The sequence below is a fragment of the Pseudomonas sp. TJI-51 genome (assembly GCF_000190455.2).
Classification (GTDB): domain Bacteria; phylum Pseudomonadota; class Gammaproteobacteria; order Pseudomonadales; family Pseudomonadaceae; genus Aquipseudomonas; species Aquipseudomonas juntendi.
Map to the genome: position 1 here is coordinate 1 of NZ_AEWE02000010.1, position 21,963 is coordinate 21,963.

Sequence of the window (21,963 nt, forward strand, 5' to 3'; positions counted from 1 at the left end):
ACCGCCAGCGCGCGCTCACGCAGCTCGCTGTTGAGGATGCGGTCGTTTTCGCTGTAGTCGACCGGGCAGTCGATCACGTGCACGCCTGGGGTCTTGATGCAGTGCTCCAGCAGCGGCAGCAGGCCGTCGGCGCTTTCCACGCGGTGGCCATTGGCGCCGTAGGCTTCGGCATACTTGACGAAGTCCGGGTTGCCGTAGTCCAGGCCGAAATCGGTGAAGCCCATGTTGGCCTGCTTCCAGCGGATCATGCCGTAGCCGTCGTCACGCAGGATCACCACGGTGATGTGCATGCCCAGACGCACGGCGGTTTCCAGCTCCTGGCTGTTCATCATGAAGCCGCCGTCACCGCACACCGAAATCACCGGGCGATCCGGGTAGACCAGGTGGGCAGCCATGGCCGATGGCAAGCCGGCGCCCATGGTCGCCAGGGCGTTGTCCAGCAGCACGGTGTTCGGCTTGTGCGCTTTGTAGTTACGGGCGAACCAGATCTTGTAGATGCCGTTGTCCAGGGCCACGATGCCTTCGGACGGCAGCACGCGACGAATGTCGGCCACCAGGCGCTGTGGGTAGACCGGGAAGCGCTCGTCGTCGGCACCTTCGGCGATCTGCGCTTCGTTGGCTTCACGAATTGCCATGAGGCGGGTGAAGTCCCAGTGCGAAGTGTCGCCCAGGCCTTCAGCGATCTGCCACACGGCGTTGGCGATGTCGCCGATCACTTCAACCTGCGGGAAGTACACGGCATCGACTTCGGCGGAGCGGAAGTTGATATGGATGACTTCGGTGCCGCCACGCACCATGAAGAACGGCGGCTTCTCGATCACATCGTGGCCGATGTTGACGATCAGGTCCGCCGCTTCGATCGCACGGTGCACGAAATCGCCGGACGACAGCGCAGCGTTACCCAGGAAGCGCGGGCTGCGCTCGTCAACCACACCCTTGCCCAGCTGGGTGGTGACGAATGGGATACCGGTATTATCGACCAGTTGCTTGAGGACCTTGGCGGTCATCTTGCGGTTGGCGCCGGCACCGATCACCAGGATAGGGCTACGTGCGGTGCGCAATTTCTCGATGGCAGCTTCAATGGCCACGTGCTCGGCCAGCGGGCGGCGGTGCAGGCTGCGCGGGATCGGCAGCGCGTCGGTCTGCTCGGCGGCGATGTCTTCCGGCAGTTCCAGGTGCACGGCACCCGGCTTTTCTTCTTCAGCCAGGCGGAAGGCTTCACGCATGCGCGAAGGGATGTTGTCGGCCGAAGCGAACTGGTGGGTGTACTTGGTGATGGGGTCCATCATGCCGCACACGTCGATGATCTGGAAGCGGCCCTGCTTGGACTTCTTGATCGGCTTCTGGCCGGTGATCATCATCATTGGCATGCCGCCCAGGTAGGCATAGGCGCTGGCCGTTACCAGGTTGGTGGCACCCGGACCGAGGGTTGACAGGCTGACGCCGGTCTTGCCGGTCAGGCGACCGTAGGTAGCCGCCATGAAGCCTGCAGACTGCTCGTGACGGGTCAGTACCAGTTTGATCTTCGACTTGCGCAGGGATTCGAGCAGGTCGAGGTTTTCCTCGCCAGGGATGCCGAATACATACTCGACACCTTCGTTTTCCAGGCATTGCACAACGACATCGGCGGCCTTGGCCATTTAGGGTACTACCTCAAAATCTTTGGGGGATTGCAGCGAGATCAGCTGCGTGACTGAGATGTTGCAGGATGTCTCAGTGCCGCGCATCGTAGGCCCTCTGGTTAATAATAATAAATATATTGTTATGATGCGTGGCATCACAGTTCGTTATAAATGCAATAACTACGAAAGGTCGTACGCCCCAATGAACCTCAAGGCACTGCGTTGCTGCGTCGAAATCGTCCGCCAAGGGAGCTTCACCAAAGCAGCGCAACACCTGCACATAGCCCAGCCGGCGTTGAGCATGGCGGTTACCCGGCTGGAGGAAGAGCTGGGCGTGACCCTGTTCAACCGCACCACCCGCAAGGTGCTGCTCACGGCCGAAGGCGAGCAGTTCCTGCCACGCATAGCCTCGGCCCTGCGCGAAATGGATGTGGCCCGGCAGGAGCTGCGCGACATGGCTGACCTCAAGCGCGGCGAAGTGCGCCTGGGTATCCCGCCAATGTTCGGCCTGCACTATGTGCCAGGCTTGATGAACGCGTTCCGTCAGTCGTACCCCGGTATCGCCATGACCGTGTTCGAGGGCAGCGCCGCCGACATCGGCCAGCGCCTCGAACAACGGGAAATCGACCTGGCGTTGCTGGAATCGCGGCGCGTACCGCAGGACAAGGAGTCGATCCTGCTGGGCAGCGACGAGATGCTGGCGTGCATGCACCCCGACCACCCTTATGCCGGCAAGGCATTTCTCACCGCCGAAGACCTGCGCAATACCGACATGGTGGTATTCGACCGGACCTTCGTGCAGCGCCACCTGCTGGACGCATTTTTCGCCGAACACGGCATTACCTACCAAGTGGCCCTGCAGAGCAATTTCGTCTCGCTGGTGGTGCAGGCAGCACTGGACAACATGGGCGTGGCCACCCTGCTGCGCTCGGTGCAGCAGCGTACACCGGGCATTGTCGGCGTACCCTTCCGCCCGGCACAACAGATGAGCTTCAGGTTGTGCTGGCGTTCAGGGGAATACCTGTCGCTGGCCAGCAAACGCTTCATCGATTTCGCCGCACAAACGCATTATCTGGAGCGCTGATCGGCGCCTGGCTCCTGGTTTGAGCGGCGGCGCTGCCTCGACGTTGCGCCCACCGATTGACTATCATCCCGCCTTGAACGTTTCAGCATGTTTCAACATAGGCCCAACAAGGGATTCAGATGTCAGTCCAGCAACTCCCCCCGCCGCCCAGCAAAAGCGCCGTCGCCAAGATGGAAGCCGCCATGGCGCTGGGCAGCTTCGCCATCGGTACCGGTGAATTTTCCATCATGGGCCTGATGCCCGACATTGCCAGCAACCTGCAGTTGAGCGAACCGCAAGTGGGCCACGCCATCAGTGCGTATGCGCTGGGGGTCATGGTCGGTGCGCCGACCCTGGCGATTCTGGGCGCCAAACTACTGCGCAAGCACATGCTGCTGCTGTTGATGCTGCTGTATGCGCTGGGCAACCTGGCCACCGCCCTCGCCCCTTCCTTCAGCGGCCTGGTGGCTTTCCGCTTCATCAGCGGCCTGCCCCACGGTGCTTATTTCGGCATCGCCGCGGTGGTGGCCTCGAGCATGGTTGCCAAGGACCAGCGTGCCGGGGCCGTGGCCCGGGTGATGCTGGGCCTGACGCTGGCCATGCTGCTAGGCAACCCCGTAGCCACCTTCCTCGGCCAGTACTTTGGCTGGCGCTCGGCGTTCGTGCTGGTCGGCGTGATCGCCCTGTGCACCATTGCCCTGGTCTGGCGCTTTGTGCCCCAGCCGCACGATGAGGTGCGCAGCGACCCACGCAAGGAACTGCGCGCCTTTGCCCTGCCGCAAGTGTGGATGGCACTGGGCATCGCGGCCATTGGCTTTGCCGGCATGTTCTGTGTATTCAGCTACCTGGCGCCGACCATGCTGCAGGTGACCCAGGTCGCGCCGCAGTGGATTCCGTTCGGCCTGGCGGCCTTCGGTGTGGGCGGTATCGTTGGCAACATTGCAGGCGGCAAGCTGTTCGACCGGTTGCAGTTCCGTGCGGTGGGGTGGGTGTTGGTATGGTCGATCGCCGTGCTGCTGTTCTTTACCGTTGCCGCGCAGGCGCTCTGGAGCCTGCTGCTGGGCATCGGCCTGGTGGGCACCATGATCGCCCTGGCGGCACCGTTGCAGATCCGCTTGATGGACATTGCCCATGAAGCGCCAAGCCTGGCCGCAGCGTCGAACCATGCCGCGTTCAATCTGGCCAATGCGCTGGGGCCCTGGCTGGGCGGTATGGCGATTACCGCCGGCATGGGCTGGACCAGCACCGGCTACATCGGCGCGGCTACCGCGCTGGTCGGGCTGGGCATCTACCTGCTCGCCCGGCGGATGCGTGGCGGGCATTGACCCGGCAGCGGTGCTGGGCAGGGGCAGGTTCAGCGTCACACGGCGCTCGATGAACCTCCCCCCATTGCTGAACTCACTACCATCAGCACCAGCCGCAGGCTGGGTTCATCCCTTCCCCTTCCAAGGAGATCACGATGCAATACGTAAAGCTGGGTAGCACCGGCCTGGATATTTCCAGGCTGTGTCTGGGTTGCATGACGTTCGGCGATCCGGATGCCGGCACCCACCCCTGGACCTTGGGCGAAGAGGCCAGCCGGCCGATCATTCGCCATGCCGTCGAGCAAGGCATCAACTTCTTCGACACTGCCAACAGCTACTCTGCCGGCACGTCGGAAGTGATCGTCGGCAAACTGCTGAAGGCCTTCACGCGCCGTGAAGAAACGGTCATCGCCACCAAGGTGTTCTACCCACCGAACATGGGGCAAGGCACCCACCGGCCCAATGAACAGGGCTTGTCCCGCAAGGCGATCATGGCCAGCATCGACGCCAGCCTCACGCGCCTGGGCACCGACTATGTGGACCTGTACCAGATTCACCGCTGGGACTACCACACGCCCATCGAGGAAACCATGGAAGCCCTGCACGACGTGGTCAAGGCTGGCAAGGCGCGCTACATCGGCGCTTCGTCGATGTACGCCTGGCAGTTCGCCAAGGCTCAGCAGGTGGCGGCCAGCAACGGCTGGAGCCGCTTCGTTTCGATGCAGAACCACCTCAACCTGCTGTACCGCGAAGAAGAACGCGAGATGATCCCGCTGTGCCTGGACCAAGGCGTGGGCTTGTTGCCCTGGAGCCCGATGGCCCGCGGCCGCCTCACGCGCCCCAACGGCCAGCAGACCGACCGCACCCGTAGCGACCTGTCCGGGCAGTCGTTCTATAAAGATACCGAGGTCGAGGATGGCCGGGTCATCGATGTCGTCGAGCAGATTGCCGGCGAACGGGGGGTGCCAATGGCCCAGGTCGCGCTGGCATGGGTGTTGGGCAAAAACGGCGTAAGCGCACCGATCGTCGGCGCCTCCAAACCCGCCCATCTGGATGATGCGCTGGCCGCGCTGTCGGTGCAGCTCAGTGCCGATGAAGTGGCACGGCTGCAGGCGCCGTATATCCCGCACGCGGTGGCAGGCTTCAAGTAGCGTGGGCCTTTGCCAGCTCGCCGGGTATGCCCGGCGGGCTGGCCAATGACGATGAAAGTATTACAATGCGCGTCCTCGCATTTGAATATTTTCTCTCATGAAATCACTGCTTTATGCCGTAACTCTACTATTTTCCTTTAGCTTGCCCGCGTGGGCCACACCCCCTGCCACCTTCACCGAGGCCAAGGTCGTGGCCAAGCAGAAGGTGTACCTGGACCAAGCCAGCAGTGCCATGGGCGACCTGTATTGCGGCTGCAAATGGACCTGGGTCGGCAAGTCCGGTGGGCGGGTCGATGCGGCGTCGTGCGGCTATCAGACGCGCAAGCAGCAAAATCGCGCCGAGCGCACCGAATGGGAACACATCGTGCCGGCCTATACCTTCGGCAACCAGCGCCAATGCTGGAAGAACGGTGGGCGCGAGCATTGTGTGGACAGCGACCCGGTGTTCCGCGCCATGGAGGCCGACCTGTTCAACCTGTACCCGGCCGTGGGTGAGGTCAATGGCGACCGCAGCAACTTCAACTACGGCATGGTCAGCGGCAACGCCGGCGAATACGGTCAGTGCACCACCAAGGTGGATTTCGCCCAGCGCGCCGCCGAGCCCCGTGACGAAGTCAAAGGCCTGGTGGCCCGCACCACGTTCTACATGTACGACCGCTATCGCCTGAACATGTCGCGCCAGCAGCAACAAGTGCTGATGGCCTGGGACAAGCAGTACCCGGTGTCAGCGTGGGAAAAGGAGCGCGACCGCCGCATCGCCGCGATCATGGGGCATGCCAACCCTTTCGTCAGCGGCCAGCGCAAGTGGACGGCTGATTACAAACCCAGCGGGGTTGGCGTGGCGCAATCGGCGCCCGCCCAGGCACCAGGCAAGCCGGGCCAGGCCAATGCCGGGGCGCCGGGTTCGGTGCTGGGCAACCGCAACAGCCACGTCTACCACCTGGCAGTGGGCTGCCCCGGCTACACCCAGGTAGCGGCCAAGAACCAGGTCAGTTTCGCCAATGAAGGTGAGGCGCAGGCGGCAGGTTACCGCAAGGCCGGTAACTGCCGCTGACGGCGCGCGGGCGCGCCACAGCGCTGCTTTCTATCAGCCGTTGACCAGGTTCGCAGGCCGCTCGCCCGCCAGCGCGCTGAGCAGGTTGTCCACTGCACAGCGCGCCATGGCCTGGCGGGTTTCCTGGGTTGCAGAGCCGATGTGCGGGGTTGCTACCACGTTGTCCAACTGCAGCAGTGGCGAGTCGATCGGCAACGGCTCCTGCACGAACACATCCAGCCCTGCACCACGGATACGCCTGGCGCGCAACGCGTCGATCAGCGCAGCCTCGTCCACCACCCGCCCGCGGGAAATGTTCACCAGAATCGCCTCGGGCTTCATCAACCCCAGCTCACGCGCACCGATCAGCCCTTCAGTACTGGCACTGAGCGGTACCGTCAGGCAGACGAAGTCCGCTTGCTGCAACAGCGCGTCCAGGCTGCACTGGCGCGCAGCGTGGCGTGCTTCCACGTCGGGCTTGGCGCGCTGGCTGTGGTACAGCACGCGCATGCCAAAGCCTGCGGCAGCACGCCGGGCCAACGCTTCGCCAATGCGGCCCATGCCGACGATGCCCAGCGTCTTGCCATGCACATCACAGCCAAAATGCGCCGGCCCCAGGTTGGCCTGCCACTGGCCGTCACGCACCCAGTTGGCCAGCTCCACCACGCGCCTGGCGGTCGCCAGGATCAGGGCGAAACCGGTGTCCGCCGTGGTTTCGGTCAGCACGTCCGGGGTATTGGTCAGCATCACGCCACGGCGGCTGAGCTGCGCAACGTCGTAGTTGTCCACCCCGACCGAAACGCTGGACACAACCTCCAGCTGCGGCGCCAAATCGAGCAGGCTGGCGTCCAGGCGCAGGCTGGCGCCCAGCAAACCGTGCGCCCCTGGCAAGGCATCGCGCAGGCGCGCCAGGCCATCGGGCTGGGCAATGTCCACCCAGGTCACGTCCACCTGGGCGTGCAGGCGCGCCATCAGGTCATCGGAAAGGCGCTTGTACAAGACGATTCGTTTTTTCATTGCGGTCATTCCTAAGGGTTCAGCGCCAGGCGCGTGCCATTGCGTTTGGCCCGGCCGGAGGTCTGGGAAGTATTGAGGGCGGCCGTCAGCGCCACGGCAGTCAGCAGCGCACCGCACATGAACAGGTACGAGGCGCCAGGCCCACCCGTGGCGCCATTGAGGTAGCCCACCAGCCAGGAGCCGCCGAAAGAGCCCAGCGCCCCCATGCTGTTGATCAGCGCCATGGCACCCCCGGCGACATTGGCCGGCAGTATCTCGGGCACGATGGCGAAGAACGGGCCATAGGGCGCGTACATGCAGGCGCCAGCGACCACCAGCAGCGCGTACGACCACCAGAAGTGATCGGTGCCCAGGGCATAAGAGCCATAGAACGCCACGGCAGCGATCAGCAGCGGCGGCCACACGAAGCGCTTGCGCTTTTGCACGCGGTCAGAGGCCCAGGACACGCCCACCATGGCCACTACCGCCGCCAGGTAGGGCACCGAGGCCAGCCAGCCGGCCTGCACAATGTCGACGTTGGCCGCCTGCTTGAGGATCGACGGCAACCACAGCACGAAGCCGTACACGCCAATGCTCCAGCAGAAGTACTGCAGCGCCAGGATGATCACCTGCGGTGAGCGGAATGCCTCGCGGTAGTTCTTGACCGGCTTGATGCCCTGCTGCTCGGCTGCCAGCGCCTGTTGCAGGTCTGCTTTTTCCTGGGCGCTCAGCCAGCTGACCTGGGCTGGGCGGTCATCCACCAGGCGCCACCAGAAGAACGCCCAGATCACCGCCGGCAGGCCCTCGATGATGAACATCCAGCGCCAGTCGTAATGCTTGATCAGGTAACCCGACACCACCGACATCCACAGGATGGTGACCGGGTTGCCCAGCATCAGGAAGGTGTTGGCGCGGGAGCGCTCGGCACGGGTGAACCAGTGGCACAAGTACACCAGCATGGCGGGCATCACTGCGGCCTCGACCACGCCCAGCAGGAAGCGGATGCCGATCAGCATGTAGACATTGCTGACCATCCCGGTAAGCGTGGCCAAACCGCCCCAGAGGATCAGGCAGACGAATATCAGCTTCTTCACGCTGCGTTTTTCAGCGTAGATGGCCCCAGGTACCTGGAAGAAGAAGTAGCCAAGGAAGAACAACGCCCCCAGCAAGGACGACAGCACGGGCGTGATGTGCAGGTCTTCGGCCATGCCCGAGGCGGCGGCGAAGCCGTAGTTGGCGCGGTCCAGATAAGCCAGGCTGTAGGTGAAGAACACGATCGGAATGATGTACCACCAGCGACGCGGTGCCAGTTTTTGGCTTTGCATGGTCTGTGACTCCTGAGCTTGTTGTTTTTGTGGCAACAGGTGATTCCGGTTAAAGCATTCAGGCACTTCTGCGCAGGTCGTAGGCCTCCAGTTCGTGACGCAGCGGCAGCCCTTCCATGTCGCCGCGCGATTGCACGGCGCGGCTGCCGCACCAGTTGCCTCGCGCCACCGCCTCTGCCACTGGGCGCCCCTCGAGCAGTGCGCTGAGCACGCCCACGGCGAACGCATCACCGGCGCCGACGGTGTCCACGACTCGGCTGACGACTACAGGGGCGACCTGGCCCTCGCCGTTGCCACTGCGCCAGTAGGCCCCGGCGTCGCCCAGCTTGATCACCACCAGTTCCACGCCTTGGTCGAGGTAGAACGCTGCGATATCGGCGGGGCTGTGCTGGCCCGTCAGCAGGCGGCCCTCTTCCAGGCCAGGCAAGACCCAGTCGGCTTTGCTCGCCAGGGCATTGATTTCGCGCACCATGCTGGCCTGGTCCGGCCATAGCGAGGGCCGCAGGTTGGGGTCGAACGAGATGCTGCGCCCGGCTGCACGCATGGCGTCGATGAGCCCGTGCGACAGTGCCCGGCAGCTTTCCGACAGCGCCGGCGGGATGCCCGTGGCATGCAGGTGGCGCGCTTGCAGCAAGCCAGGTTGCAGCAGCGCAGGCGACAGCCGGCTGGCTGCCGACCCCCGGCGGAAGTACTCGACCGCGGGGTCGCTGCCATCATCGCAACGGGCCTTGAGCTGGAAGCCGGTGGCGCAGTGGCCATCCACTTCCACCGCCGAACAGTCCAGGCCTTCACGGCGCAGGCTGTCGAGCACGAAGCGCCCCAGCGAGTCGTCACCTACCCGGCTCAGCCAGCGTACCTTGAAGCCCAGCCGTGCAAGGCCGATGGCCACGTTACTGTCCGCGCCGGCGATACGCTTGCCGAACTGCCCGACACTGGCCAGGTCGCCGCAGTGCTCGGCGACGAACATGGCCATGGTTTCGCCAAAGCACAGCACGTCATGCTCATGCATGGGCCACCTCCTGGTCAGCACCCAGCCGCGACAGGCTGTGCACCTGGGCCCGGGTCAGGGCCAACAGGTCATCGCCGGCCAGGGGGTACTCGACGGCGCGTACCACCCCAGGGGCGAATTCGGCCAGTTGCTCGGCCCAGGCCCGCAGGTCTGATGCTTGCGGCGGCACGGCGACCAGGCGGCCGTCGGCACGGCGCTGTACGCCCTTGCAATGCACATAGCGCACCCACCGGCCAAGTTGCCGGGCAGCGTGCAACGCCACCTCGCCCTGCCAGTGCCAATTACCGATATCGAACGTCATGCCCAGGTTCAGGCCGCATGCATCGGCCTGCTCGAAGAAGCGCTGCAGGGGCTCGATTCTGCCGCCTTGCGGGGTCTGGTCGTTTTCCACCAACAGCAACGGCCCCTGCGCTGGCAGCAGCGCCGCCAAGGCCGAAAGGTCGCAGTGTTCATTGAAATGGCCCAAGGACACTTTCAGCGCCACCGCGCCCAACGCCCGCGCGGTGTCCAGTTTGTGCACCAGCGAAGGGTCGGGCACGCCCTGCGCCGTCCACAGCTCCAGAGGGGTCGAATACAGGCACTCCATGCCCAACCCGGCAATCACGGCACCCAGTGCCGCGGCATCGGGTGCGCTGGCGAACAATTCTTCACGCAACTCCACCCGGCTGACGCCTGCGGCGGCCAAAAGGTCGAGAAACTGCTCCTGGCCACGTTGCCGGACAAAGTCGGCGCCATAGCTGGAGAGGCTGATGGAAACGGGGTTCGGGTACATTGTTTTTATCCTTTTGAAACCGGTTTCATTTTTATACGGCAGCGTCAGGCACAAGGCCTGCCGCTGCTTACTGGGGTCGGGTCGAGCCGCGGATGACCAGGTTGGCCTTGAATTCGATGCGTCGTGCCGCTGCGCCATCGCCGCGAAGCCGGCCGAGCAGGCTTTCGAAGGCTGCTACGCCGATGCGTTCGGTAGGCTGGGCCAATGCCGTGATGCCAGTGCCGACCAGGGGGTACCAGTCCAGATCGTCGAGTGCGACCAAGCCGACATCGGCAAACAGGTTGCACCCGGCGTCATGCAGGGCCCGGGTCACGGCCAGGGTGGCAACACCGTTGCAGGTAAAAATGGCTTGCGGGCCATGACCGCGGTCAGCCAGGAACGCGGCCAACCGCCCTGCCAGGCCAGCGCCGGTTTCCAGCACCTGCTGACGCATGCCTGGGCGGCGGCTGACCGAGGCCCCGAACGCCTGCACCCGCTCCAGGCGCGAGCTGGTGCCATCGAGCGGCTCGCTGACCGCCAGGATATCCCGGTAGCCGCGTGCCTGCAGGTGGTCCAGGGCCTGCTCGACGGCGTCGGCATTGTCCAGGCCGACCAGGTCGGCGTTCAGTTCAGGGAGTTGACGGTCGACCAGCACCATGGGCAGGTCGCGCTGGAGGTTGAGCAGTTCGCCAGGGTGGTGCCCCAGCGTGTTCACGATCAGGCCTTCGACGTTGTAGCTCTGCAGGGCGACCAGGTGGTGGCGCTCCTGGTCGTCGTCACGGTTGGTGTTGCACACCACCAGGCTGTAGCCATGCTGGCGGCAGGCGGTTTCCACGCCATGCATCACGGCTACGGAATAGGGGTTGAGAATATCGGCAACCAGCATGCCGATCAGGCGCGTCTGCCCGCGCTTGAGGCCACGGGCCATCTGGTTAGGGCGGTAGCCAAGGCGTTCGATGACCTCGGCCAGGCGCTTGGCGGTGGCGTCGGCCAGCAACTGGCGATCGCCACCGATGTAGCGTGAGACGGTGGCTTTGGAAACGCCAGCGACTCGCGCGACTTCGCTGATGGTGACCCGTTCGCGGGCATGGGCAGGCGCGTCGGTCATGGGTGTCCTTATGATTATTAGGTGGACGATGAAACCGGTTTCAATACACCAAAACTTGGTGCTTTCGTCAATATGCCGTTGGTCGGCCGAAGCGAGCGGGCTGGCCAGCCGGGCAAGGCCAGGTTCGGCGACACAATGCCTTCGCCGAACCTGAGGCAACCCCTCTCAGCGCAATGCCTTCACATCCCCGGCGGTAACCGCCCCCGCCTGGTTACCCCAGCTGGTCCTGATGAAGTTCACCACCTCGGCAACTTCCTGGTCGCTCAGCCGCCAGCCAAACGCTGGCATGGTGAAGTTCGACGGTGCGGTGTGCGTCGCCGGCACCGTGCCGCCTGCCAGCACCACATGGATCAGCGAGGTGGCGTCCGCCGTCTGCACCACCGGGTTGCCGGCCAGGGCCGGGAACACACGGGTGTAGCCCTGGCCATCGGTTCGGTGGCAAGCCGCACAGTTGTCGATGTACACCGCGGCGCCAGGCTTGCTGTCGTCACCGCGCCACAGGGCATCGGCCACCTGCTTGTCGTAGACATGCGGCTGGTCGTTCGGGTCGCTGGGCGGCAGGGTCTTCAGGTAACGGGCAATCGCGGTCAGGTCGGCATCGGTCATGTACTGCATGCTGTGCTCGACCACGTCGCTCATGCCGCCGAACACCGCACTGCGGTCACTGCGCCCGGTCTTGAGAAACTGCACCAGCTCGGCTTCGCTCCAACTGCCCAGGCCGTCCTTGTGATCGCCGCGCAGGTTCTTGGCGATCCAGCCCTCCAATGGCGCGCTGCCGGCAAGGAACTGCTTGCCCTCGGCCGGGCTCAGCGCCTTTTCCTGCATGGTCAGCGCTCGCGGGGTGTGGCAGGCACCGCAATGCCCCAGGCCTTCGACCAGGTACGCGCCACGGTCGACCACCGGGTCAGCCGCTGCCGAGGCTTGCCAGGGCGTTGCCGCAGGCGCGAACAGGCCACGCCAGATGGCCAACGGCCAACGCATGCTCAGCGGCCAGGGAATATCGGTAGCCTGGTTGGGCTGCTCCACCGGCTCGACGCCCTTCATGAAATAGGCGTACAGCGCCTGCATGTCCTGCTCGGTGATCCGCGCGTACGAAGGGTATGGCATGGCCGGGTACAGGGTGCTGCCGTCCTTGCCGATGCCTTTGCGTACAGCCTGGTCGAAGTCTTCGAAGCTGTAATGGCCAATGCCACTGGCGGACGGGGTGATATTGGTGGAGTACACCGTGCCGATAGGTGTTTGCATCGGCAGGCCACCGGCGAAGGGCTTGCCCCCCTTGGCGGTGTGGCAGGCCACACAGTCACCGGCGCGGGCCAAATATTCACCCTGGCGCACCTGCGCATCTTCAGCGGCAACGGCCTGGCCAGCCACGCCGGCGCCCAGTAGCAGGGTTGCGATCAACATTGTCTTCATGCTCACCGCTCCTCAAGCCTGGACCAGCGGGCCGGGGTTTTTCAGGTACTGCTCACGAATGGCCCGAGCCGACCAGTAGGTCAGCGCTGCTACCAGCCCGGTGGGGTTGTAACCCAGCCCCTGGGGGAATGCAGATGCCCCCGGAACGAACACATTGTGTACATCCCAGCACTGCAGGTAACGGTTGAGCGCGCTGGTTTTCGGGTCGGTGCCCATTATCGCGCCGCCGTTCAGGTGGGTGGTCTGGTAGCTGGCGGTGTTGAAGTGGTCCTTGACCTTCTTGCCCAGCACGGCAATGGCCTTGGGGTTCATCGCCTGGGCAATCTTGCTCAGCTTGTCGACCATGAACTGGTTCATCCTGATGTCGTTTTCCTGCCAGTCGAAGGTCATGCGCAGCAGTGGCTGGCCGTAGGCGTCCCGGTAGGTCGGGTCCAGGTCCAGGTAATTGCCACGGTAGGACTGGTGGGCGCCGTGGGCGTCCATCGACACCTGATGGGTGTAATAGTCGGCCGTGGCCTTCTTCCAGGCGCTGCCCCAGGCCGGGGTGCCAGGCGGGTTGGCAGTACCGGCGATGGGCCGGCTGCCAGCCTGGTTCACCCACATTGGCGAGCCACCGACGAAGCCATGCGGGCCATGGTCGAAGTTGTCGGCGTTGAAGTCATCGATGGCAATGCCATTGCCACCGGCGCCGATGAAGTTGTTGGTGTAGGTGTCCTTGTCGAAGAACGCCTTGACCGTGCCCATGTTCTGGTAGGCAAAGTTGCGCCCGACCACACCCTCGTTGCTCACCGGGTCGTAGGGTTTGCCGATACCGGAAAGCAGCATCAAGCGCACGTTGTTGAACTGGAACGCCGCCAGGATCACCAGGTCGGCCGGCTGCTCCACCTCGCGCCCCTGGGCGTCGATGTAGGTCACGCCGGTAGCCTTGCGCTTGCTGTCGTCCAGGTTCACCCGCAGCACATGGGCGTTGGCCCGCAACTCGAAATTCGGCACTTGGCGCAGCGCTGGCAGAATATTCACATTCGGCGATGCCTTGGAATACATGTAGCACACGTAGCCGCTGCAGAAACCACAGAAGTTGCACGGCCCCATCTGCGCGCCGTAGGGGTTGGTGTAAGGCCCTGACGTGTTGGCCGAAGGCAGGTTGTAGGGCTTGTAGCCCAGGCTGCTGGCGGCCTTTTCGAACAGCCTGGCCGACACCACGTTCTTCTGCGCCGGCAGCGGGAACGGGTTGGAACGGTCGGGTGCATAAGGGTTGCCACCCCGCCCCTCACCTACCAGCTGGCCCTTGACCGTCCAGGCCTGGCCAGAGGTGCCGAACACTTTCTCGGCAAAGTCGAAATACGGTTCCAGCTCTTCGTAGCTGACGCCGAAGTCCTGGATCGTCATGCCCTCGGGGATGAACTTGCGCCCGTAGCGCTCCTCGTAATGGCTGCGCAGGCGCAACTCGACCGGGTCTACCCGGAAATGCACACCCGACCAGTGCAAGCCTGCCCCACCCACGCCCTTGCCAGGCAGGAAGGCGCCCAGTTGGCGGTTGGGCAGTGCCACGTCGTTCACGCTATGGCGAATGGTGACGGTTTCTTTCGACACGTCGACGAACAGCTTCTTGCGCACGCTGTAGGTGAGCTCGTCGATTACCTGCGGGTAGCTACCCTCCGGGTAGGTGTCCTGCATCGGCCCGCGCTCCAGGGCCACCACCTGCAGGCCGGCTTCGGTCAACTCCTTGGCCATGATCGCACCCGACCAGCCAAAACCGACAATGACGGCATCCACCTTTTTCAAAACAGTCGCCATGCCTCAGGCCCTCTCGCCGCGGATCGATACAGCCGGGAACGGGTACGGCTCGTTGCGCTCCACCCAGTCCATGAAGTCGGCGCGCGCGCCCGGGAAGCCGATCTGGGTCCAGCCGACCATGCCCTTGTTGCCGCCATGAATCGGGTCACAGAAGAACCCCTCACGGGTGTTCTGCACCAGCAGGCTGAAGAATACCGTGGCCGGTACTGCCTCGAATGCCAGCTCACCCGCCTCGACCTTGCCGAGTATCCGGTCCTGGGTAGCGCTGTCTTGGGCAGCGAACACTTGCCCACTGTTGGCCTTGCACCAGCCATCCACTGCGGCGATGCCCAGGCGGTAGATCTGCTGCGGGTTCAACTGCAGTTGATAGCCCAGTTCGGGTGGGGCGTCGGCGTTGAACGGGCCTTGCATGTACCACTGAGCCCCGGTCGCGTAGGGGGTATTCATCTGCCGGTCTATGAACTCGGCGGCCCCGGCTTCAAGCGCACCGGGCCCGAGGGCATCGGCAGGGATGATGCGCGCTACGGCGGCCTGCACGAAGGCCCATTCCTCGGCACTGAAGAAGGTTGGCTGGTACGTGCCCGCCGGTGGCGCTGCCGGCACCTTCGGTTCCTGCTGCGGCGCGGCCAGCAGCTGGCTGGCACCTGCCCCGAGCCCGGTGCTGGCGACGGTCACCACGGGGATCAAGGTCAAGGTCTTGCGCAGAAAGTCCCTGCGCGGGTTGTCGGGAGCATGCTCGGGCATGGTGAATCCTCATCGGCTGCGGGCGGCCTTATAAGCGCCATCTGGTGTTGTGCGGGCGGGTCTTGTTGGGCCTTCAAAAAGACAGCCGAGTAATCTAGCGCGTTCAGAAATCTTTTGAAACCGGTTTCAATCTTGACATTGCGACCACGGGTATTGAGCCGCGCATAGGCCTGGGCGACGAAGCCCAGTACAATGGGCCTACCCCATTCGATAACCAGGCCATGATTCAGTCCGACCTCGACCTGTTCGGCCCTCAGCCACAACGCCTGGCAAGCGAAACCGTGCTGTTGCCCAGGTTTGCCTTGGGCGATGTCGAACCACTGCTCGACGCGTTGCGCCCGGTACTGCGTGCCGCACCGTTTCGGCACATGCACACGCCCGGCGGGCTGCGCATGGCGGTGGCGCTGAGCAATTGCGGCACACTTGGCTGGGTCAGTGATGCACAGGGTTACCGCTACAGCCGTTCGGACCCGCTGACCGGCCAGCCCTGGCCTGCCTTGCCGCCGATATTGCTCACCCTGGCCAACCGCGCTGCCGCCATGGCCGGTTTCGACGGTTTCACCCCGGACGCCTGCCTGATCAACCACTACCTGCCGGGCACACGTTTGAGCCTGCACCAGGACCGTGACGAGCACGATTTCGGCCAACCGATCGTTTCACTGTCGCTGGGCCTGCCGGCGGTGTTCCTGTTCGGCGGGTTGCAGCGGGCCGACAAAACCCAGCGCATAGCCCTCAGCCACGGCGATGTGCTGGTGTGGGGCGGCGAAGACCGCCTGCGCTTTCATGGCGTACTGCCGATCAAGCCCGGCGTGCACCCGCGCATGGGCGAGCGGCGCATCAACCTCACCTTGCGCAAGGCGGGCGGCTAGGCTTTGTCGGGCCTGTGCCACACAGGCATGAAACAGGTTGAACGACTGGCCACCCCAGGGTTCAGAGCATAATTACAGTGCTGCCCGCCAGGAGTCCGTCATGCCTTGCCAGACCTGCCGCCCTTGCCGTAATCAACGAGTCGAATCCCTATGAGGATGCCCGGCCGTGCACCCAATGCCTCACTGCAACTGGACTACGTTCGCGATACCCTGTTCGGGCCGGTTGCGCAGTCCGTGGAATGCCAGTGCCAACTTGCGCCCTTGAATCTGCAGGGCCGCGCGGCCCTGCGTGTACACATCTGCCCACCGCTCCCGCACAAGGTCGAGCGTGCCCATAGCGTGGCGTTCATGTGGGACGGTCGCAGCTACCATGGGGTCGTTCGCGACAAGGGCAAGTGTGGCGATGGCGGGTTGAACCTGCTGGTGGAACTGCAGTAGGCGATCTACGGCTGGCGGCTGCGCGCAGCCCTTCCCCCGCCAGCCAAGGGCTGGGCGGGGTTCGCGCACTCGCATCAGGCGATGGACTTGAGCGGTGCAGGCGGGCGGTCACGCAGGGTATGCAATTGCTCCACCAGGTTCAGCACATCGCGGCAGCTGTTGAGGCTGCGCAATGGCACCCCGCTGAGGGTGCAGCACTCATCGAGGCTCTGGCCCTGACCGAGCCGGATGGTCAGGTTGGCACCATCGGTACAGCTGATTTCACAGCGATCTGGCAGGCAAGCATGCTCGATCAACTGCCGCAGCTCGAGCATGGAAACTCCTATCAACGACATGGTACGACCCTCTCGGTGGGATGGCCTGTTGTGAGGAAGTACGCCCTCGTGGGGCTGGGTGCCAATTGATAATGCGCATGCCGCGGCGGGCGTCCATGCCCCGGGGCAATGATGATGCGGGGAATCCTCTAGCACCTTAGTGGAAGATCGCCTGCCGGGATCGGGTGTTCGGTCGCAGCAACGAACTTCACGACGAATGGTTGCGCAGGGCTTCCGTGGGGGCCGGCACCGGCGCCCCGCGCCCTTCTACTGCTGCAACTGGCCAAACCGCCCGGCATGGAAGTCGTCGAACGACTCGGCAATCTCCGCCTGGCTGTTCATCACGATCGGGCCGTAACCCACGATCGGCTCGTCGATCGGCTCACCGCTCAGCAGCAACACGCTGGCACCTTCGAGCGCTTCGACCCGTACATCCGCGTGCTCGCGGTCGAACAGCACCAGGCTGGACGGCCCGGCTTCGCGCTCACCATTGACCCGCACGCGGCCGCGCAATACCACCAGCGCCGCGTTGCGCCCGGCGGCCACCGGCAACGCCAAGGCAGCGCCATTGTTCAGGCGCAGGTCCCAGACGTCCATGGCCGTGAAAGTGCGCGCCGGCCCCAGGTGACCGTGGTAATGCCCGGCGATCACCCGCACACTGCCGTCCCCGTCATCCAGCGCTACCACCGGGATATCGCTGGCCAGCAGCGTCTGGTAGCCCGCCGCCGCACGTTTGTCGCGAGCGGGCAGGTTGACCCACAGCTGCACCATCTCCAGCATGCCGCCCCGCTCGGCAAAGGCTGGCGAATGGAATTCTTCATGGATGATGCCGTTGGCGGCGGTCATCCATTGCACATCGCCCGGCCCGATCAGGCCGCCGGCACCCGTGGAATCGCGGTGCTCCAGCTCGCCCTGGTAGACAATGGTCACTGTCTCGAAACCACGGTGCGGGTGCTGGCCAACGCCGCGCCGGGCCTGGGTTGGGGTGAACGCATGCGGGCCGGCATAGTCCAGCAGCAGGAACGGGCTGATATGGCTGGCCAGGTGGTCATAGGTGAACAGGCTGCGGACCGGGAAGCCATCACCCACCCAATGGGCGTGGGGGCTGTGGTGGATACCCAGAATGGTTTTCATGAGAAGGCTCCTGTTTCGGTTTGGATCACCTTATCAATGATGACAATCTGCCGGTAGAGGGCTTTAACGGCCCACATCGTTCCACCTACAGAACAATCACCGCTGCAAGAAAGCCAGCACCTGCTCGGCTGCCATCGCCGGGTCTTCCTGCATGAAGCAGTGCCCACCGGCGACCTCCTGCGCACTGATGCTGGCATTCAGCGACACCAAGCGCTGCACCGAGCGTGGCACGAACGGATAGGTGTGCTTGCCATAGATCACGTGGGTCGGGGTATTGATTGCACACAGGCTGGCCCACATGCGCTTGGGGAACGAGCTGAAGATTTCCACTTCGCGGCTGGGTCGGCACTTGAGCACCACGGCCTCGCCGCAATCGCCGATGGCATGCTCGACATACGCCTGCAACGCCGCATCGGCCCAGCCTTTGAAGATGCCCCGGCCCTGCAGCGAAGCCAGCGCCGCTGTGCGATCAGGCCAATGGCTGCGGCGGCTGGCGGCTTTGCGCGCCAAGGCATGACGCTGGTGCAGGCCAACCAGCGCCGCGGCGCCCATCACGCCGAGCATTCGGCGGCTGAACAACACCGGATCGAGCAGCACAGCACGGCCGAACAACTGCGGGTCACTGGCCAACATCAGCCCGGTCAACACGCCGCCGAAGCTGTGGCCCACGGCAAACCGGGCCACCTCGCCGTATTCGCCACGGCCCGCTTCGAAGGCCTCCACGGCCAGCGCCGCCGTACGGTTCCAACCCAGAAACGCCCCGCCATGGTCACTGTCACCGTGCCCTTGCACATCACATAGCCACAGGTCGAAGTGTTCACCCAGGCGCATCAGCAACGGCTGGTAGGCCAAACAGCAAAAACCGTTGCCATGCAAGAAATGCAGCAGTGGCTTGCCGCTGGCCGGGGTTCGCCAACCACGCAAGGTGAAGCCTTCGGCGCATTCATGGGACCAGGGAATCAACTGCATGGGTTTACGGCACTCGCAATGCTAGGGAAACACCGATTCTACAAATAGCAGCGGGTACAGTGAAATCACCAGCAGCAGGGCCATCAGGACATTGAACAGCATCAGCCAGCGCGGGTTCTGCAGCAGGTTGCGCAAGGCGCTGCCGAACATCACCCACACGCCCACGCTCGGCAGGTTGACCAACGCGAACACTGCGGCAATGACCATTACATTGGTCACGTAGCCTTGCGCCGGGGTGTAGGTGGTAATGGCCCCCACTGCCATTACCCAGGCCTTGGGGTTGACCCATTGGAATGCGGCTGCGCCCCAGAAGCCCAGCGGCTTGCGCGCGCCAGGCGAGGCAGCATCCACAGGCCCGGAAGTGGCAATTTTCCAGGCCAGGTACAGCAAGTAGGCCGCGCCTGTGTAGCGCAATACCGTGTACAGCGGCGGCCAGGCCTTGAAGACTTCACCCAGGCCCAGGCCGACCGCCAGCACCATGACCATGAAACCGCAACTGATACCCAGGGCATGGGGTACCGAGCGGCGCACGCCGAAGTTCACGCCCGAGGCCAGCAGCATGGTGTTGTTTGGACCTGGCGTGATCGAAGATACAAAGGCGAACAGCACGAAGGCGCTCAGCAGGTCGACAGAGGCAAGCATGGCGGGCATTCCACTTTCATTGAGGGTGCTGCCACACTACCGGAGTCGTCCTCCTCGGCGACCAATACAGTTAAAACAAATTATGCAGATACACTTCACTGTACTGCCATCCTGGATCAAGGAAGCCGTCTCATGAGCCTTTCCATTCGCCCTGCCGCGCCTGCCGATGCCGCGCAGATCCTCAACTTCATCACCGAGCTGGCCGAGTACGAGCGCGCGCGCCACGAGGTGGTCGCGACCCTGGCCGATATCGAGCACAGCCTGTTCGGTGCAGGCAGTACCGTGCACAGCCTGATCTGCGAACGCGATGGCCAGGCGATCGGCTTTGCCGTGTATTTCTACAGCTATTCCACCTGGCTGGGGCGCAACGGCATCTACCTGGAAGACCTGTACATCACCCCCGAACAGCGCGGTGACGGGGCTGGCCGCCAGTTGCTGCAGCACATCGCCCGCGAGGCGGTGGCCAACAACTGTGGGCGCCTGGAGTGGAGCGTGCTGGACTGGAACGAGCCGGCAATCGGCTTTTATCAGAAGCTGGGCGCCGAGGCCCAGGATGAGTGGGTACGCTACCGCCTGGACGGGCACAAGCTGGCGGCATTCGCGCGGGGCTAACGGTTGCTCCACCCGGCCCAGGCACATGCGCAGCCCACCGGGTAATTGACGCCAGGGCCGCCCCATGCTCTCCTTACGCCTCACGTTCAGGTGCCCCTTCATGGGGTGAAACGGGAAACCGGTGCGTCGCAGGCCCTGACCAGGGCCCGACAATGCCGGTGCTGCCCCCGCAACGGTAAGCGAGCGAAGCGTCTGTACCACTGTGCCATGTAGTGCGGCATGGGAAGGTGACGCTTGCCAGGAGCCCTGCTCCTCCTCGCAAGCCCGGAGACCGGCCTGGCGTTCATGAACAACCCGCGGTGGGCGGGCGCTGTTGCATTCCCCTGGGTAACTGCGCCCGGGGCTGCCGCGCCTGCCCATTGCCCACAAAAAGCAGAGGAACGCGTCATGCCCGTCGCCAGCACCAAGCCACACAGCCTTGCCACCCCCGCTACCCTCAGCCAGCGCGTCATCATTGCCGTCGGTGCCAGCTTGCTGGGCCTGTGCCTGGTCTACTTCGCCGGGTTCTCGCACATCGAGGCGGTGCATAACGCCGCCCACGACACCCGCCACAGCGCCGCCTTCCCCTGCCACTGAGTACGCCCCCATGATCATGCGCATTGCCCGCACTGCGGGTTTCAGCGGGCTGCTCGCCGCCCTGCTGCTGACCTTGCTGCAAAGCTTCTGGGTGGCCCCGCTGATTCTTCAGGCGGAAACCTACGAGTCCTCGGCACCTGCCGCGCACCATGAGCATGGCAGTGAAGTGCCTGCCCATGAACACAGCGCCGAGGCCTGGTCGCCGGAAGATGGCTGGCAACGGGTGCTCGCCACCACGGGCGGCAACCTGGTGGTTGCCGTCGGCTTCGCCCTTGTTCTCGCCGCGCTGTACAGCTTGCGCGCGCCCACCCGCGCCAGTACCGGTGCCTTGTGGGGGCTGGCCGGGTTCGCCGTGTTCTGCCTGGCCCCGACCTTGGGCTTGCCGCCCGAACTGCCAGGCACCGCTGCAGCAGACCTGGGGCAACGCCAGGCCTGGTGGGTCGGCACCGCCAGCGCCACCGCGCTCGGCCTGGCCTTGTTGGTGTTCGCCCGCCACGGGCTGCTGAAAGTGCTGGGCGCGGTGCTGCTGGTAATTCCGCATGTGCTCGGCGCCCCGCAGCCCGAGGTTCACCAAAGCCTGGCCCCGCAGGCCCTGGAAACCCAGTTCAAGCTGGCCTCGTGGCTGACCAATGCGGCGTTCTGGCTGGCCTTGGGCCTGCTCAGCGCCTGGTTGTTCCGCCGTTCCAGCCAGGCCTGATGGGCACTTTCTATGCCGGTTTTGGCTGCCGCCGGGGTTGCCCGGCGGCCACCCTGCACACCCTGTTGTGCCAGGCCCTGGCCAACCACGGCCTGGCACTGGCAGACCTGCGCGGCATCGCCAGCATCAGCCTGAAGGCTGACGAGCCGGGTTTGCAGCAGCTGGCCGAGCACCTGGGTGTGCCATTGGTGCTGTACCATAGCCAGCAACTGCACGCTTACCAGCCACTGCTCAGCCACCGCTCCGCCGCCGCCCATGCCCACACCGGGTGTTGGGGCGTGGCCGAGAGCACCGCACTGGCCCTGGCCGATCGGCAACAAGGCAGCCCACGGCTGTTGCTCAAGCGCCAGGTGCTCGGCCCGGCGACACTCGCCCTGGCCTGCTGAACGCGCCATA

23 protein-coding genes and 1 riboswitch are annotated in these 21,963 nt (G+C 64.3%); of the genes, 10 read left to right on the forward strand and 13 right to left on the reverse strand.

Features of this window, described 5'->3' with window-relative positions; all coding sequences use genetic code 11:
* The coding region (locus G1E_RS02225; RefSeq protein WP_047149584.1) for an acetolactate synthase large subunit at window positions 1-1,640 on the reverse strand (1,640 nt) is incomplete at its 3' end.
* Between the two features lie 184 nt (window positions 1,641-1,824).
* On the opposite strand from G1E_RS02225, the gene G1E_RS02230 reads away from it, so the two are divergent.
* The 4 genes from G1E_RS02230 (at window position 1,825) to G1E_RS02245 (ending at window position 6,194) form a co-directional block, all read left to right on the forward strand.
* Window positions 1,825-2,706, forward strand: coding sequence for a LysR family transcriptional regulator (locus tag G1E_RS02230; RefSeq protein WP_009682269.1), 882 nt, complete (start codon window positions 1,825-1,827; stop codon window positions 2,704-2,706).
* A gap of 119 nt (window positions 2,707-2,825) precedes the next feature.
* Window positions 2,826-4,010, forward strand: coding sequence for an MFS transporter (locus G1E_RS02235; RefSeq protein ID WP_009682270.1), 1,185 nt, complete (start codon window positions 2,826-2,828; stop codon window positions 4,008-4,010).
* A gap of 134 nt (window positions 4,011-4,144) precedes the next feature.
* Window positions 4,145-5,140, forward strand: coding sequence for an aldo/keto reductase (locus tag G1E_RS02240; protein ID WP_009682271.1), 996 nt, complete (start codon window positions 4,145-4,147; stop codon window positions 5,138-5,140).
* Between the two features lie 97 nt (window positions 5,141-5,237).
* Window positions 5,238-6,194: an endonuclease gene (locus tag G1E_RS02245; protein ID WP_029885110.1), complete on the forward strand. Its 957-nt coding sequence runs from the start codon at window positions 5,238-5,240 to the stop codon at window positions 6,192-6,194.
* Window positions 6,195-6,227: 33 nt separating this feature from the next.
* Here the strand turns inward: G1E_RS02245 and G1E_RS02250 are convergent, their stop codons facing one another.
* From G1E_RS02250 to G1E_RS02285, 8 genes are all read right to left on the reverse strand, one after another.
* Window positions 6,228-7,190 carry a D-glycerate dehydrogenase gene (locus G1E_RS02250; protein ID WP_009682273.1) on the reverse strand — a complete coding sequence of 321 codons (963 nt, stop codon included), beginning with the start codon at window positions 7,188-7,190 and terminating at the stop codon, window positions 6,228-6,230.
* An 11-nt stretch (window positions 7,191-7,201) separates the two neighbouring features.
* On the reverse strand, window positions 7,202-8,494 hold the full coding sequence (locus tag G1E_RS02255; RefSeq protein WP_009682274.1) for an MFS transporter: 1,293 nt from the start codon (window positions 8,492-8,494) through the stop codon (window positions 7,202-7,204).
* Between the two features lie 58 nt (window positions 8,495-8,552).
* The gene (locus tag G1E_RS02260; protein ID WP_009682275.1) at window positions 8,553-9,503 is read right to left on the reverse strand and encodes a sugar kinase; all 951 of its coding nucleotides are present in this window, start codon (window positions 9,501-9,503) and stop codon (window positions 8,553-8,555) included.
* Entirely contained in the window at window positions 9,496-10,275 is a 780-nt protein-coding gene (locus G1E_RS02265) for a sugar phosphate isomerase/epimerase (RefSeq protein ID WP_009682276.1), read from the reverse strand. The genes G1E_RS02260 and G1E_RS02265 overlap by 8 nt, the downstream gene beginning before the upstream one ends.
* A 67-nt stretch (window positions 10,276-10,342) precedes the next feature.
* The gene (locus G1E_RS02270; protein ID WP_009682277.1) at window positions 10,343-11,362 is read right to left on the reverse strand and encodes a LacI family DNA-binding transcriptional regulator; all 1,020 of its coding nucleotides are present in this window, start codon (window positions 11,360-11,362) and stop codon (window positions 10,343-10,345) included.
* A 165-nt stretch (window positions 11,363-11,527) separates the two neighbouring features.
* A complete protein-coding gene (locus G1E_RS02275) occupies window positions 11,528-12,775 on the reverse strand; it encodes a cytochrome c (protein WP_009682278.1) in 1,248 nt (415 codons plus the stop codon).
* 12 nt (window positions 12,776-12,787) lie between these two features.
* Entirely contained in the window at window positions 12,788-14,572 is a 1,785-nt protein-coding gene (locus G1E_RS02280; protein ID WP_009682279.1) for a GMC family oxidoreductase, read from the reverse strand.
* 3 nt (window positions 14,573-14,575) lie between these two features.
* Window positions 14,576-15,316 carry a gluconate 2-dehydrogenase subunit 3 family protein gene (locus G1E_RS02285; RefSeq protein ID WP_009682280.1) on the reverse strand — a complete coding sequence of 247 codons (741 nt, stop codon included), beginning with the start codon at window positions 15,314-15,316 and terminating at the stop codon, window positions 14,576-14,578.
* A 221-nt stretch (window positions 15,317-15,537) separates the two neighbouring features.
* On the opposite strand from G1E_RS02285, the gene alkB reads away from it, so the two are divergent.
* Together alkB and G1E_RS02295 are read left to right on the forward strand one after the other, a co-directional pair.
* The gene (alkB, locus tag G1E_RS02290; protein WP_009682281.1) at window positions 15,538-16,185 is read left to right on the forward strand and encodes a DNA oxidative demethylase AlkB; all 648 of its coding nucleotides are present in this window, start codon (window positions 15,538-15,540) and stop codon (window positions 16,183-16,185) included.
* A 150-nt stretch (window positions 16,186-16,335) separates the two neighbouring features.
* Window positions 16,336-16,623 (forward strand): hypothetical protein, encoded by a 288-nt coding sequence (locus G1E_RS02295; protein WP_029885118.1) that lies wholly within the window; start codon window positions 16,336-16,338, stop codon window positions 16,621-16,623.
* A gap of 74 nt (window positions 16,624-16,697) precedes the next feature.
* Here G1E_RS02295 and G1E_RS02300 read toward each other — a convergent pair whose 3' ends face one another.
* The 4 genes from G1E_RS02300 to G1E_RS02315 form a co-directional block, all read right to left on the reverse strand.
* Entirely contained in the window at window positions 16,698-16,958 is a 261-nt protein-coding gene (locus G1E_RS02300) for a DUF1652 domain-containing protein (RefSeq protein ID WP_033690293.1), read from the reverse strand.
* Between the two features lie 246 nt (window positions 16,959-17,204).
* Window positions 17,205-18,071, reverse strand: a complete 867-nt coding sequence (locus G1E_RS02305; RefSeq protein WP_009682284.1) for a pirin family protein — start codon at window positions 18,069-18,071, stop codon at window positions 17,205-17,207.
* Window positions 18,072-18,167: 96 nt separating this feature from the next.
* The gene (locus G1E_RS02310) at window positions 18,168-19,040 is read right to left on the reverse strand and encodes an alpha/beta fold hydrolase (RefSeq protein ID WP_029885121.1); all 873 of its coding nucleotides are present in this window, start codon (window positions 19,038-19,040) and stop codon (window positions 18,168-18,170) included.
* Between the two features lie 21 nt (window positions 19,041-19,061).
* Entirely contained in the window at window positions 19,062-19,691 is a 630-nt protein-coding gene (locus G1E_RS02315) for a LysE family translocator (RefSeq protein WP_009682286.1), read from the reverse strand.
* 123 nt (window positions 19,692-19,814) lie between these two features.
* Here G1E_RS02315 and G1E_RS02320 point away from each other — a divergent pair, with 123 nt between their 5' ends.
* The 4 genes from G1E_RS02320 (at window position 19,815) to G1E_RS02335 (ending at window position 21,953) form a co-directional block, all read left to right on the forward strand.
* A complete protein-coding gene (locus tag G1E_RS02320; RefSeq protein ID WP_009682287.1) occupies window positions 19,815-20,294 on the forward strand; it encodes a GNAT family N-acetyltransferase in 480 nt (159 codons plus the stop codon).
* Window positions 20,295-20,365: 71 nt separating this feature from the next.
* A riboswitch (cobalamin riboswitch) is annotated at window positions 20,366-20,589 on the forward strand.
* 92 nt (window positions 20,590-20,681) lie between these two features.
* A complete protein-coding gene (locus G1E_RS02325) occupies window positions 20,682-20,870 on the forward strand; it encodes a CbtB-domain containing protein (protein ID WP_009682288.1) in 189 nt (62 codons plus the stop codon).
* 10 nt (window positions 20,871-20,880) lie between these two features.
* The gene (locus tag G1E_RS02330) at window positions 20,881-21,567 is read left to right on the forward strand and encodes a CbtA family protein (RefSeq protein WP_009682289.1); all 687 of its coding nucleotides are present in this window, start codon (window positions 20,881-20,883) and stop codon (window positions 21,565-21,567) included.
* On the forward strand, window positions 21,567-21,953 hold the full coding sequence (locus G1E_RS02335) for a cobalamin biosynthesis protein (protein WP_009682290.1): 387 nt from the start codon (window positions 21,567-21,569) through the stop codon (window positions 21,951-21,953). Before G1E_RS02330 ends, G1E_RS02335 begins: the two co-directional genes overlap by 1 nt.
* Window positions 21,954-21,963: the final 10 nt, after the last annotated feature.